The following is a 14,902-nucleotide window of genomic DNA, read 5'->3' on the forward strand; positions in this document are numbered from 1 at the left end:
TTTAATGTTGAATTCGGAATTAACGTTGACATATTGCAAGTCAGTTTTCAATGTTCATTTATAAATAGTTGCCTTAATAGCTTACCATCTTTGTTTACGTCTTGTCAACAAAGAATTTATTTTTTTAAATAATTACTTAACATTACTTTAATAATATTAAATTATTATTTTCTTTTTATCAAGTATATTTTTTACACTTTTTAAAATTATTTTAAATAATGTTATTGTCGTTTTGACGACTTTTTTATATTATCAACTTCTTTAACTAAAGTCAATACTTAATATCATTTTTTGTGATAAATATTATGAGTGCTTGAATCACTCTTTTATCGGTCACAAGAAACTATTCTACCACCATTTATAAAAAATGCAAGAGAAAAAGTGGGTAGAATTAAAATAAATTCTACCCACTTAAATCAAGCGCTTATTTTTCAGTTTTATCGATGATTTGCTGCGCCATTGATTGGTATATTTTTCCAAGTTTATCATCAACTTGATAAATAGATGGTGAGAAGTCTTTTGGGTTCCACGACGGTTGCTCTAATGGTAACTGACCTAAAAGATCTGTTTGCAATTCATCTGCTAACTTTTCACCGCCGCCTTTACCAAACACGTATTCTTTGTTCCCAGTTTCTTTACTTTCAAAATAAGACATATTTTCAATAACACCTAAAATAGAGTGTTCTGTGTGTTTTGCCATTGCACCTGCTCTTGCTGCAACAAACGCTGCAGTTGGATGAGGCGTTGTAACTATTATTTCTTTACTTGAAGGCAACATTGTATGTACGTCTAATGCAACATCACCAGTACCAGGTGGTAAATCTAAAAGAAGATAATCTAAATCTCCCCAACGAACTTCAACAAAGAAGTTTGTTAACATTTTTCCTAACATTGGGCCTCTCCAAATGACAGGAGCGTTTTCCTCTACGAAGAATGCCATAGAAATTACTTTAACGCCATGGCGTTCAACCGGGATAATTTCTTTGCCGTCTACTTCTGGTTTTTTATCAATCCCCATCATATCAGGAACACTGAAACCATAAATATCAGCATCAACTAAACCGACTTTTTTACCCTCTCTTGCTAATGAAACAGCTAAATTAACTGCTATAGTAGATTTACCGACGCCACCCTTACCTGAAGCAATAGCAATAAATTCCACTGGATTATCTTTTGATAATAAACCTTCTATTGTTTGAGGTTGATCATCACTTTTCCCTCTATATTGTTCAACAACTTCAGATGGTAATTCTTCAAATCTAATTCCAACTGTATTTGCCCCGTTTTCTTTAAGCACTTCCACAATAGCCATTTGTAAATCTAATTGAGGCTGTCCCCCTAATTGAGCCATCGCCACCTTAACACTTACATGATCAATCTCATCTTTTGTTGTTACCTCTACTATTCCATCTGTTTCCTTTAAAGGTACATTGATTATTGGATCTTTAAGTTCTCCAACAAGTTCTTTAACTTGCTCTATCGTTAACACAAAGCGTCCCCCTCTATCTTATAAATATATTTACTTATATTCTAACAAACATAACTTAAATTTGCTTTAAGCACTTTAAAATAAGTTTATATTTAGTATAAATATAATCTTTGTAATACAAAAGAAGTTAGCTCAATGTGTACTAATTCTTAAAAATTGAAACTAACTTCTTTTTTCTTATGATACTTTCCGAGTATTAGCGTTGTTAACATCTCTGTGTTCTTTGATAAATAAGGCTAATATAAAACCGATGACTACAAATATACTTATTACTAAAAATGATAAATCTACGCCTGTTGCTATAGCTTGACGTTGTAATAAATCATTATTTTCTTCGGCGCTCGTTGTCTGAGTATAGGCTTTGGATCCAATTGACATAACAGTAACCATTAAGGCTGTCCCAAGAGAACCTGCCGTCACACGTCCAAAGTTACTAATTGCTGTACCATGTGAAATTTCATTTTTATGTAGTGCATTAATACCTGCGGTGTTTAATGGCATCATTAATAATGAAACAGAGAACATTCTTAACGCGTATACAATAATGAGATACATATATGAAGTATCTGCTTTTAAGAAGCACAACATGATTGAAAATATAGTTAATAAACTAAACCCAGTAATAATTAATGGTCTGGCTCCGTATTTATCATAAAATTTACCTGTAAATATCGACATAACGCCATTGATAATAGCTCCTGGCATTATAACTAATCCTGAAAGAAAAGCCGACAAGCCTAATGCATTTTGAACATACAGTGGTATTAGTAATGCCGGACCTACCATAGACATCATTACAATCATTGATGTAATCGTAGTTAATGTAAACACTCTGTTTTTGAATACAATTAACTTTAACAGAGGATTACTAATGTTAAATTGTCTTTTAATGAAAACCCAAATAATTAGTAAACTAACAACTAATGATATGATAACAATCGGATTACCAAAGCCTAAATTGCCTGCACTACTAAATGCATAAAGCATCATTCCAAATCCAAGTGTTGAATACACTACTGAGCGCTTGTCCAATTTAGTATCTTTTGTTGTGTTGTAACTCTTTATAAAAATGGCTCCAAAGATAAAACCAATTAATGATACACCTACGACAATAATGAATGGCATCCTCCAGCTTGTCACATCAATAACTAAACCTGAAAGCGTTGGGCCTATTGCTGGTGCAAATTGTATAACCAATCCAGCTAATCCCATAGCAAAACCGCGTTCACTCTTTGGAAATAACATAAACAACGTAAACTGCATCAAAGGCATAATAATACCCGCGCCAATTGCTTGAATAACACGTGCTAACATTAAAATGCCAAAAGTTGGAGCTATGGCTGCAATGATAGAACCTAAGAGAAATATACCCATAGCCATCAAATATAATGGTCTCGTCTTAATTCTATCCATTAAGTAAGCGGTAAGCGGTATCATTACACCATTCACTAACATAAATCCAGTAACTAACCATTGAGATTTGCTTTCATTAATATTTAAACCTTTCATTATTTGAGGTAATGCTGTATTTAACAAAGTCTGATTTAATATAGCAATAAAAGCACTAATAATCATTACTGCAACAATCATATTTCTACTTGATTTAGATAAATTTTCTACTGTCATTAAATCACCACTTTTTCATTCATATGCTCGATTATTCACTTTTAATTCAAATCATTAGAGGTAACCAATTATTTATTTTGATTGAGATTTTTACTATCTGGATAAAATACTTCTTTACATATAAATAACATACCCATAATTACAACAATCACCCAAAAATCAATATTTATATAAGTATAATGGATATGCACAATAAAATAGAAAAGTAATGTTGTAACTGTAAACGTAATTAAATGGTACGTGAAGCCTTGAAAATATGCGTTATCTGGTAATTTTTTTCTAAAATAATCCATTAAATTTTCTATAATAAACAAAGTAAAATATCCTAGTACAATGTAACTACCATAATAAATTAAGTTATCGTAAAAACTTTTATTATAACCAAAATATGCTAGATGAAAAAAAATAAGGATTCGACTTAACCCATATAACCCAAATCCTAAAAATGCTAAAAATATAGCCCCTGAAATGATAAAAACCGAAAGTACAATAAGCGTTGTAAATAAATACTTTATATATTTCATTGCTTACTGTCCTCCCTTTCATCTAATCTGCTTCCCATCTCTATGTGTAATGTTTCTCAACTTTATAAAACTATTTCTTATTCTACCATTATAACAACATACAACCAAATGCAAATAAGCAAGTATTAAATTTCACTAAACTTCAATACTTGCTTAATAATTTATATGATTGATGTTTTTCTATTCTAAGATTTAAGTGTATTACCTTGTTGTTTGTAAAGCGTGTTCCATAATACAAATAATATAATTAGAATAACGATACTCAATAATATGACGTTGTGTATTGGTAAATTGATAAACGTAATAGACGCGCCATAGACTGTACCCATAATGGTAGACCCTATTGAGTTCCCCAAACTTTTTGTTAATGTATACAGTGACATCATGCGTTTCATATTTTGCGGAGAGGTTTCTTCTTGTGTAATCACACTGTCTTTAGTATAAACTGTACCGAAACTCACACCAGCTAGCAATAAACTGAAAGCCATAAAAACAGGCGTTTTTGTACCAGCTATTATTAAAATACCACATACCATTAATAGCGTGAAAGCAAAAATATATAATCCTTTTCTGGACATTTTTGCTTCAATTTTATCTAAAGTGAAATTCAATACTAGCCATGCAAATGAAATTGGAAAGATAACAAACCCACTTTGCAATGGAGAAAGACCTAATTCTTCTTGGAGATAAATCGGCATATATAAATTATAACCCATTAACATAATGGCATATAAAAAATCTGTTATAAAAACTAGAATAATTGTTTTATTAAATTCTCTTACAGGGAAAAACGGCGTGCTTACACCTTTTTCATTTTTAATTAAAACAATGCCCATCATAATTGCTATAACAAAGGAAAGTACATTTAAATACCAATAAGATTCGTTCATCACGGCAAACATTAAAAAGAAGACAAATATATAAAACAACATAAGCCCTTTAATGTCCAATTTATGTGAAGCCGTTGTAGTTTCGTGTTCAAAATGAAATGTAAGTATTACTAATATCATTGCCACAATAGCTATAGGGATATTAACAAAGAATAACCAGTGCCACGTAGCAAATTCTAAAATGCCACCGCCTAAAACGGGGCCAATAATACTTGATATACCCCACACGCTACCTACAATTCCCATGATTTTGTAGCGTAATGGAATTTTAAATGCAAGCTTAGGCACAATTTGACTTAGCGCCATCATAATACCTGCACCTAGACCTTGGACGAAACGTGATGCGATTAAAATAGCAAACGTACTACTCATGCCTGAAAAAAGACTTCCTATTGTAAAAAGAACCAATCCTAATAATGTTATGTATATAATCTTAGTACGATCTAATAACTCCCCTACAATAGGATTGGCTATCACAATGGCTATGAAATAAACAGCAAAAATGAGGGATATAGATGCTGTCACATTTAAATCATCTCTTATTGTCGGTAATGCCAATGAAACGATTGACGTTTCAATTGCAGACATAAACATAATTAATATCAATGCAATTACGATGCCTAGCGTTTTTATATTCATAACAAACCTCCTAACATATGATATTTATTTTTAACATGTCCACTAAACCACGCTTCTTCGTTTAGTTCAATAGGTTGTATTCAAATTACGCCTATTGCCCTATAAAAATAATTAAAATTAAAGCGAGAAGTAGAATCAAATTAAAAATTTGATTTCCTTCTCGCCCTCAAAAGTTGACTATATTTTTAATAAATTAAAAACTAAGTCTTTAACCACGCTTCAATTATGCTAACTCAAGTATATAACACGCTTTATTCATTTTTAGTTCTGAAAAACAATCACTTTATAAACGTTTTACATAAAATATAAAATAGCTATAAAATGAAAAACAGAAGCTATTAAAATAAATAAATGCCAAATCATATGAAAATATGGGCGTTCTTTTTGTGCATAAAACCAAGCACCTGCAGTATAAGCTATACCACCCAATAAAATAAATAACATAAAAGTTAAAGTTGTATCAAAAATAATCGTTGGTAAGAATATTACCCCAATCCAACCCATTACAAGATACATCGTCAAACTGAGTTTATGATTCACTTTTTTAGCTATAGATTTATAGAGAATACCCCAAAGTGTAATCCCCCATAACACAATCATTGCGGTCCATCCAATCCAACCACCCACTAACACTAAACATATAGGTGTGTACGTCCCAGCAATAGCGATGTAAATCATACTATGATCAATAATCCTAAGTATAAATTTATGGGAAGAATAATTAGGCATTGTATGGTATACCGTTGAGGATAAAAACATTAGAAAAATACTTATTACATATATTGATACACTCAATGAACCCAACACACCGTGTGTAAAGAAACTTTGTACGGCTGCATATGGCAATATGCATAAAGTAACAAAAGCAGCAACACCATGTGATACTGCGTTACCAATTTCTTCCCCAAACGTTAGAGGTATTATATTTTTAAATGTTTTAGTTACTTTATTATTATTCGCTTCTAATGTTTTAGTCATTAGTGTAACCACCTTTTTCTTAGATCCTATTTAAACGTTTTAAATCAGCTGCAGCAGTTTCTACACTATCTTTTCCTTCTTTGTTTTTCAAAGGTGAAAATTCCTCTTCTCTCGGTACTTGCAATGTCATAAAACTATGAGCATATTGGAAAATATCGAAATAAAACAATTCAAATTTTAACGTAGGTTTTTCAATAACACCAAAATCGTCATCTAATTGTTTAAGTTGTTTAACTGCTAAATGATATGGCAAAGCATTATCTACTACATTATTGATGAATTGCAATTTAAACATATGTATACCTATATTGGCATTGTTTAATTGATTAGCAGTTTCTGGGTCTAGTTCAGAGTATTCAAGCACAGTGTCTTTATGATTCGTTGTAACTAATCTACCTACGCTCTCACCTTCTTTAGGTTGAATTGATTTTGTAGTAACGTCCATGCTATTTTGGAACGCGTAACCTGCAAAGAACAAATCTAGAACTTTGACTAACACATTATCAATATTGTTTAAAAAGACGTATTCAACTCCATTTTCAGTCATATCTTCAAGGTAACCAGCTTTTTTAAGAGATTTAAATACGCCACCGTTACCGTTAGGCGTTTCTAAAATATTGCTATCTACATCTAGAACTAATTTACCCTCTTCTGATAACGCCACAATATTATCTTGGATAAAGAAATGTACATGTGCTTTATCGTAACCAAAGTAATTCTTTTCCTCAAAAAATATTTGTGTTTGCTTGTCGTTTATTTTGCTAGTCATAATATACCAATCAATATAAACGCCCGTTTTAGCTTGCAAATCTAATAATTGGCGTGCTTGCAGTTCAAATAAACTTACACCTTCGATTTCGAATGCACCTTTAGGACCTTTATAACCTAAGCGTGTGCCTTGACCACCAGCCATAAGTACAACTGCAAATCTTCCATTTTGGATTGCTTCTAACCCAACTTTTTCATATTGAGTAATATCCTTTTCAGAAAAAGCTTCTTTTACATCATATTTAACTTCGTTTACTGAAGACACATCATCAATGATTTGTTTATTTACATATAAATCGTTATACAAATCTTGAATGTAAGATAAATCTAGTGCATCGATTTGATTTTCTAATTGTTCTTTTTCATTGTTGCTCATTAATTTTTCAAATTCAATTAGATGTTCTTGATTAAACTTCTCTAATTCTTTCTTATCTAGCATGTCCTCTCTCCTTTATATTCATAATAGATAAAAATAATATCTTATATCTAATAAGAATATATAAATTCACTATGTGTACTTTATATTATTATAATTATAATCACAACCATAACTGCTATAAATTCAAAAATAGGTTATTAAAAAATGATTGGAATAATACGTAAATAGCGCCTGTAGTAAGCGCACCTGCCAACGACAAATCTACTAATCCTCCGGTTCTAAAAACTAAGGGGAATTTAATTGTCAATGGTATAGGGTATAATAATTTTACACCTCTAGGCGTTAACATATCTAGTATAACATGGGAAAGCAAACCAAAGATAATTGAAACTAAATAATAATCTGGTGTTTGAATAAAATATAATAGGATAATAATTAAAGAAATAAATAATAACGAATGTGTAAACGTCCTGTGGCCGAACAGCGTTCGTACCAATAAACTCAATATTTTAAACCTCCTACCTATTTTACTTTGTGTGTGACAAATATCAGGTAATAAACTTGAAATAACTGCAAGTGTTATAATTGTAATAGATGTAAATAAATCAGTTTGAAAGTATTCTATTGTCATTGCACCTACTAATAAACCGCATGAAGCGTGGGTTTTACCAGTCATTTTCATTTCTCCTTTTCTCGGATAAATTTTACCACAATATCACTACGAACGCGAACATACTTTCGCAAAAATTAAATAGTATGACATAATACAAAAAAGTATCACATAATCTCTTGAAAACGATTGCATTTTATTGTATGCTAAACTTACAAATTATTTAAAGGATGTGTTCGTAATATGGCAATGACAGTAAAAAAAGATAATAATGAAGTAAGAATTCAATGGAGAGTTGCTGACATCAAGATTCCAACTAATGAAATTAAGAATGTTTCACAAGATCAAAATATCCATGCGGTACCTAAGCTAGATAGAGATAAAGTTTCACGCATTGGGTCTACATTTGGAAAAACGAATCGTGTTATCATCGATACTGATGACCATGAATACATTATTTATACACAAAATGACCAAAAAGTATATGACGAAATCACAAAATAATTATTATTTTAAACCTATCGTTGCGCATACAAACAACTAATTAAATAGACGTTAAATATCAGTCTATTGAAAATCATTAAATTTTCTTATCTGATTAGACATACTTGACTATATTTCAAAATGCTTTGCTATTGCCATATTTTGAAATTCAGTCAGTAAGTTGCCAACAAGAAAAAACCTGAGACCTCACTTTAAGTCTCAGGTTTTTTCTTGTTTGTATAAGTCTATTCAATATATTTTAATAACATCTATCAATGGTATATACTAAATTTATAATTTGAAAGGTGTGTGAATACCATGTATGTTGTAACAAATAGAATAGATGTCAAAAAAGGATTCGCTGAAAAGTTGGCTCCTAGGTTTACACAGGGTGGTAAAATCCAAGATTTAGAGGGCTTCCATCGCATTGAAGTATGGTTAATAGATGATGAGGAAGATTACGATCAAATGTACGTTAATACTTGGTGGCAATCTGAAGAAGCTTTTAAAGGATGGCTAAAAAGTGATGCTTTCAAAGAGGCACATAATAATCAAAATAAATCTGATAATGAAACATCACCCATTTTAGGTAATAAAATTGTTAAGGCAAACGTATTATCCGAACTTAATTAATTAAAATCTCAATATAAACAAACACACATTTACTAATATAGGGAGTTATTTAAACAAACTCTGTTTAAATGTTGACCGTTGCCACAATAACTCCAAATAGTAAAAATGTGTGTTTTTTATTATTAATTAAAGTACAGATGTGCCATTAAAGTAATAATTGGTAAAGCAATAATTGTTCTAATCAAGAATATAACAAAAAGTTTAAAAATACTTACTGGTATTTTTGAACCTAAAATGACGCCGCCTACTTCTGATAAATAAATCAGCTGCGTAATACTTAAAGCACCGATGACAAATAACGTAATATCATTTCCCACACCTTCAATTAAAATGGAAGGTAAGAACATATCAGCAAAGCCAATTAAAACTGTTTCAGAAGCTTGTGTAGCTTCAGGAACTTGCAATAATTCTAAATATGGTACAAAAGGTTTGCCAATAATAGCAAAAATTGGTGTATACGTTGCAATAATTGTCGCTAACGTACCTACACTCATGACAACTGGTAAAATGACAAACCACATATCCATCACTGTTTTAAAACCTGATTTAAAAAATGCTTTAAATCCTGGTGCTTTAATACCAGTTTCTGTAGCCATATCAAATCCGTGGCTTAATGCAGTTTTGTTATCAGGTAATTTTTCTGTTCTCATTTCTTCGGATACTTCTTTTGAATATTCGTCTTTAATCGATCTAAGCGGCCAAATTCTTGGTAAAATCAATGCACAAACAATACATGAAATAATTACTGACAAGTAAAAATAAAAGAAATGGTTTTGCATGTGTACAGTCTCAGCTACTACAATTGCAAATGTTAATGATACAACACTAAATGTCGTCGCTATAACAGTTGCTTCCCGTCTAGAATAAAATCCTTCTTCGTATTGTCTACTTGTGATTAATACGCCTACTGTGCCGTCACCAATAAATGATGCTAAATTGTCTACTGTAGAGCGGCCAGGCAACGTAAATAATGGTCTCATTATTGGTCTGAAAATAGGCCCCAATAATTCTAGTAAACCATATTCCATTAACAATGGTAAAAATAGTGCTGCAAAGAAAAATACAGTCACGAGTGTTGGTAATAAACTTTCAAACACAAGGCCTCCTGTATCAGCAGAGTAAATTGCTTTTGGCCCTATTTTTAAATATGTCATCCACACAAAGATTACAGCTAATATTCTTAAAAGAAGCCATACAATCTTTACATTAAATGCATTGTTCATTAATCCTTCTGGATTTAATTTATTTTTTAAGGCTGTTGAGCATATTAAGGATAGTATACCGGATATTGTAATAATCAATACAATAACTAATGGCATCGCATTACCCAATAAGTCTTTTAATAATCCTGCTAAAAACGCCACAGGTAAAGTCGTTTGCTTTTCTCCATCTTCAGTAACCGTTATAGGAATTAAAAAAAGTATAATACCTAAAACAGACATCAAAATGAATTTTAATCTTCCTCTGATAATTTGTGCTTTATTATATTCATTCATTTCGTTCACCCCTTAGGTGCATATATTTTTATAAACACTTTAAAAAGCAACAGCAATAATTATAACCTATTATGTATAAATATGTAAATCATATTTTTATGTCTTTTTGGTGTCTCTACTTTTTTATAGAAAAAAAGAATTGACCCTAATTTCAATAGAATCAATTCCACTTTATATGAAAGCGCTTACTAAATCAATCTTTTATATGCTTCTTTTATAATCTTCTTAATAAAAATAGGAAATAAGGTACGCCTACTATCGCTACGATGACGCCAACTGGGATATCAATTGGCGGATGAATACCTCGAGCAAGACTATCACTTATCATTAATATTAAGGCACCTAGTAAGCCAGACATAACCGTAATATGTTTGTGTTTATGCCCTACTAACTGCCGCGCTATATGAGGTGCAATGAGTCCTAAAAAACTCAACCCACCAACAACTGATATCGATGCGCCAGCCAATATAACTGCTAAAAACAAAAGGATAGCTTTTACTTTCTTTACTTTTGCGCCTAATGCTATTGCCACATCATCCCCTAATGTTAGGATATCTAGTTGATGGCAATAGTAAAATATAATTGGTAGTGCAATTATAAACCACGGCAATATCACCCAAACGTGCGACATATTATGACCATATAAACTACCAGTAAGCCATACCAATGCTGTATTTGCATCAAGCGGATTTCGAATTAGTAAATATTGGACAATTGCAGTACATATTGCACCGATAGCTAAACCAATTAATGCTAATTTAGACCCTTTTACATTAAATTTGGAAATCAATAAAGTTAAAATCAAGCTAATCATCAATGCACCTATAAATGATCCAAAAGGCAATATAAATAAAGGAGCTGAAGGAAATAGCATGATAATCACGACAGCAAATAAACTGGCGCCTTTTGTAATTCCAATTACATCTAGTGATGCGAGCGCATTCCTTACCACACCTTGTATTAATGCGCCAGAAATTGCAAGACTACTCCCTACAATAAACGCTAGAAACATTCTAGGTGCTCTATATTCATTAATTATAAAATTATCTTGCATAAAAAGGCTATTCACCGCTTCAATTGGGTTAATTAATACCGCACCAATTGAAAGTGATGCAATTGCCGAAAGTATTAGCAATATTAAAACAAGTATATAGCGAAATGTTACTCCTCCCTTCATAGTCTTTTCACTCCTTTAATCGTGATTGCTAAGAAATAAAACGCACCGATAAACGATGTTACGATGCCAACGGGTGACTCAAAAGGAAAGGCGATTAATCTGCTTAAAACATCGGATAATAATAATAAGTTTGCACCAATTATCATTGTTAATGGAACCATAAATCTATAATCTGTTTTAATATAATATTTAACTATATGAGGCACAATTAGTCCTACAAATCCAATTGGCCCCGCTATGGAAACGGAAGTACCTGCCAATACAATCACTAAGATACCAATCATCACCCGCATCAATTTGACGTTTTGCCCTAATGAAGTAGCCAAATCTTCACCTAATTCCATAATTGTCAGCTGTTTGGATATCAATACTGTGCAGATAAACGCAATGATCAACCAAGGCGTAATACCTAATACTTGTGTCCAAGTAACAGATGATAATGAACCTACTAACCAAAACATAACGGTCGAGGTAGCATCTTCATTTAATAAGATAATCCCTTGCGTCAAGCTTGAAAAGAATAGGTGAATTGCCATGCCGGCAAGTGCTAATTTGACTGGCGTCATACCTCTCGTAGACCCAGATAAAGCATACACAGTTAGCCCTCCAATGAAAGCGCCAATAAACGCTAATATTGTAGCGTACGTAGACAATGCTGGCATAATCATTGTGATGAAAACAATAACAAAAGAAGCCCCTGAATTAACACCAAAAATTTGGGGTGATGCTAATGGGTTTCTAGTCATTGCTTGCATTAGTAAACCAGCTAGTCCGAGCGCTCCTCCGATTAACAATCCAGCTAGCATTCTAGGCATTCGTACATTATGTATTAAAAATGTCTGTTTTGAATCAGAATGTGTTAAAAAATAATCTTTAAAATCATCTAAAGCGATACGAGACGAGCCAATACTTAAGTTAAAATAGATAATGACAAAAAGCGCACACACACTCACAATAAACGTGAGTGCAGTGCGTTTTTTATTTTTCTTATCTTCAGTTCTGGTTTGGTTAATGCTATCTAACTTAGTCATTTACCATTCACCTTACTTTTGTTGTTTATCATTTTGTTCATTTTTTGAGATATCTACTAATTGTTTAGCAATCTCTTCAGAAGAAATAATACCACGCGCACGTGCCCAAGTGCTTCTATCTACAACAGAGACATTATCATTTTTAACAGCATCTAGGCTTTGCCAAACCGGCTCTTCTTCTTGTTTTTTCAAGTTAGGGTCATTTTTGCCCTTATCAACCATGATAAACATACGCCCAGGATTAATATCTGAAAGCACTTCTGAATTCAATTGTACATAAGGGCCTTTTAAATATTTAGATAGATTATCTGTTTCAGTTTTATTAAGCGCATTATTAAAACCAAGTTCTTTTAATAAGTCACCTACATAAGTATTCTCTGGATGTGCTAATAAACCTGATTTTGCAATAACTGTAGCTAATACGGGTTGAGATTTGTCCATAGTAATCTCTTTCTTATACTTATCCATTAATTCATTATGTTCTTTTAATCTATCTTTACCTTTATCTTCTTTACCTACAGCTTTAGAGATTGTTTTAAAAGCTTCTATATTATCTTTATAGTCACTATCGAAACTCGGTAACATGATGGTTGGTGCTATTTTTTCTAAATCCTGTTGTATACCTTTGTGACGATTACTATCGGCAATAATAAGATCTGGTTTTTGATTACTAATTTCTTCTAAGTTTGGTTGCTTACGTGCGCCTACTGATTTATAGTCACCGATTTTATCGCGGATGGGTTTTAATATTCTATCTTTTTTACCATCGTCTGCTACACCCACTGGTTTAATATCCAATGCTGCCAATGCATCAACAAATGAAAATTCAAGTGACACTACACGTTGGGGTTTTTTATCAATATGGGTTGTGCCTCCCTCATGTTTAATAGCAACGCTGTCTTTGCTTTTACTTTCTTTGTTGGATTCATCTGAGTCATTACCCCCCACTTTACCACATGCTACTAATAAGAGAGCTGTTAATGTTAAAAATAATAGACCCATCCATTTAGCTTTGTGCTTCATCGTTTTCACTCCTTAGATATGTATCATTACACCTCTAATTTTATTGATAACGATTATCAATGTCAATAAGTTTTTTAATAACATTTGATAAAAACTAAATCTTATTCATTTTTTTTACATTTTTTTCACAGCACATTGCTTCAATCGCTAGATCATTTAAATAAAATCTATTTAAATGCGACATAAACATACTTTGTGCTAAAGCTTTATATCCTAAACTAAATTGTATTTTATCGCCAATCTGATAATGATCATTATTCAGTAGGTCTATCATTAAATGATCACTCGTAGCTCCAAGTACATCGACATTATGATATAAAGGTTTAATGTCGTCTACATTGGTATCTAAATTTCCAATATCCAGAATTGCTTGAAGGTATTGTTGACCATTATTAATATTAATACGTGGTTTGATTTCAACAATTTCTGTATCTAAAATAATAGCGTTTTGATATAGGGTATCTAAATGCTGGTTTGTCGTCGTTTCCACACCCCTAAATAAAGTTTCACCAATTCTTAAATCATTCATTTTACCTAAATCATTATAGAGCATTTGTAATAGCATACTAGAATTGCCACCTGATATTGTTTTGAATTTCAAATGAGAGGCTTTTTCTACCGAATTTACAAACTGGTTAATCATCTCAACATCTTCTTCCGTTGGTGCTATTTCATTAAAACACATAAAGTTAAAAGCTAACCCTTCAAGATGTATGTGATGCATATTAATGATTTCTCTAATATAAGCGAGCACATCATAAGTGAGCACCCCTTCTCTAGAATCTTTCCAATCAACCATTAATAATATCTTGTGTTTTACTTTTTGCTTGCTTGCTATTTCATTAATTTGTCGGATGGTATCCAATTCTGTTTGAATACTCGTATCAACGCATTGCACAATATCTTCTAATTCTTGGTGGTTAGCAGTTCTAATCATCATATAAGTGATATCATCATCTTTACTTTTTAAAATATTATTTATTCTTGCATCAGCAAAATGTGTAAGTCCAACGCTTTTTAATGTTTCTACTATTTTTCTATCTCCAGCTACACATTTGAGAACAGGTGTAAAATGAATGTGATGCTGTTTTAAAAGCGTATTTAAAATGTAAGCATTATATTTAATTTTAGAAAGGTTTACTTTTAATTGCGCCAT

General features: G+C 31.8%; 14 protein-coding genes. 2 read left to right on the forward strand and 12 right to left on the reverse strand.

Annotated elements, in window-relative coordinates:
• Positions 1–424 precede the first annotated feature (424 nt).
• The 7 genes from KA894_RS07165 to KA894_RS07195 all read right to left on the reverse strand — a co-directional run bounded on the left by KA894_RS07165 (position 425) and on the right by KA894_RS07195 (position 7,969).
• Complete coding sequence (locus KA894_RS07165; protein ID WP_096808730.1) at positions 425–1,489, reverse strand: Mrp/NBP35 family ATP-binding protein; 1,065 nt, start codon at positions 1,487–1,489, stop codon at positions 425–427.
• Positions 1,490–1,666: 177 nt separating this feature from the next.
• On the reverse strand, positions 1,667–3,115 hold the full coding sequence (locus KA894_RS07170; RefSeq protein ID WP_096808729.1) for an MDR family MFS transporter: 1,449 nt from the start codon (positions 3,113–3,115) through the stop codon (positions 1,667–1,669).
• Between the two features lie 68 nt (positions 3,116–3,183).
• A complete protein-coding gene (locus KA894_RS07175) occupies positions 3,184–3,639 on the reverse strand; it encodes a SepA family multidrug efflux transporter (protein WP_096808728.1) in 456 nt (151 codons plus the stop codon).
• 185 nt (positions 3,640–3,824) lie between these two features.
• On the reverse strand, positions 3,825–5,168 hold the full coding sequence (gene sdrM, locus KA894_RS07180; protein ID WP_103372760.1) for a multidrug efflux MFS transporter SdrM: 1,344 nt from the start codon (positions 5,166–5,168) through the stop codon (positions 3,825–3,827).
• A gap of 294 nt (positions 5,169–5,462) precedes the next feature.
• The gene (trhA, locus tag KA894_RS07185) at positions 5,463–6,146 is read right to left on the reverse strand and encodes a PAQR family membrane homeostasis protein TrhA (protein WP_096808726.1); all 684 of its coding nucleotides are present in this window, start codon (positions 6,144–6,146) and stop codon (positions 5,463–5,465) included.
• A gap of 19 nt (positions 6,147–6,165) precedes the next feature.
• Complete coding sequence (locus KA894_RS07190) at positions 6,166–7,353, reverse strand: UTP--glucose-1-phosphate uridylyltransferase (protein ID WP_096808725.1); 1,188 nt, start codon at positions 7,351–7,353, stop codon at positions 6,166–6,168.
• Between the two features lie 115 nt (positions 7,354–7,468).
• On the reverse strand, positions 7,469–7,969 hold the full coding sequence (locus KA894_RS07195) for a metal-dependent hydrolase (protein ID WP_096808724.1): 501 nt from the start codon (positions 7,967–7,969) through the stop codon (positions 7,469–7,471).
• A 177-nt stretch (positions 7,970–8,146) separates the two neighbouring features.
• Here KA894_RS07195 and KA894_RS07200 point away from each other — a divergent pair, with 177 nt between their 5' ends.
• Both KA894_RS07200 and KA894_RS07205 read left to right on the forward strand, forming a co-directional pair.
• Positions 8,147–8,407, forward strand: a complete 261-nt coding sequence (locus tag KA894_RS07200; RefSeq protein ID WP_103372761.1) for a SunI/YnzG family protein — start codon at positions 8,147–8,149, stop codon at positions 8,405–8,407.
• A 297-nt stretch (positions 8,408–8,704) separates the two neighbouring features.
• The gene (locus KA894_RS07205) at positions 8,705–9,019 is read left to right on the forward strand and encodes a heme oxygenase (RefSeq protein ID WP_096808722.1); all 315 of its coding nucleotides are present in this window, start codon (positions 8,705–8,707) and stop codon (positions 9,017–9,019) included.
• Positions 9,020–9,141: 122 nt separating this feature from the next.
• Here the strand turns inward: KA894_RS07205 and KA894_RS07210 are convergent, their stop codons facing one another.
• The 5 genes from KA894_RS07210 to KA894_RS07230 form a co-directional block, all read right to left on the reverse strand.
• On the reverse strand, positions 9,142–10,515 hold the full coding sequence (locus tag KA894_RS07210) for a YjiH family protein (protein WP_103372762.1): 1,374 nt from the start codon (positions 10,513–10,515) through the stop codon (positions 9,142–9,144).
• A 214-nt stretch (positions 10,516–10,729) separates the two neighbouring features.
• A complete protein-coding gene (locus KA894_RS07215; RefSeq protein WP_210133860.1) occupies positions 10,730–11,692 on the reverse strand; it encodes a FecCD family ABC transporter permease in 963 nt (320 codons plus the stop codon).
• Positions 11,689–12,723 (reverse strand): FecCD family ABC transporter permease, encoded by a 1,035-nt coding sequence (locus KA894_RS07220; RefSeq protein WP_096808719.1) that lies wholly within the window; start codon positions 12,721–12,723, stop codon positions 11,689–11,691. Before KA894_RS07220 ends, KA894_RS07215 begins: the two co-directional genes overlap by 4 nt.
• 12 nt (positions 12,724–12,735) lie before the next feature.
• The gene (locus KA894_RS07225; protein WP_210133862.1) at positions 12,736–13,746 is read right to left on the reverse strand and encodes an ABC transporter substrate-binding protein; all 1,011 of its coding nucleotides are present in this window, start codon (positions 13,744–13,746) and stop codon (positions 12,736–12,738) included.
• A gap of 94 nt (positions 13,747–13,840) precedes the next feature.
• Entirely contained in the window at positions 13,841–14,902 is a 1,062-nt protein-coding gene (locus KA894_RS07230) for an alanine racemase (RefSeq protein ID WP_103372764.1), read from the reverse strand.

The sequence above is a fragment of the Staphylococcus sp. GDY8P131P genome (assembly GCF_017891975.1).
Lineage (GTDB): Bacteria > Bacillota > Bacilli > Staphylococcales > Staphylococcaceae > Staphylococcus > Staphylococcus nepalensis.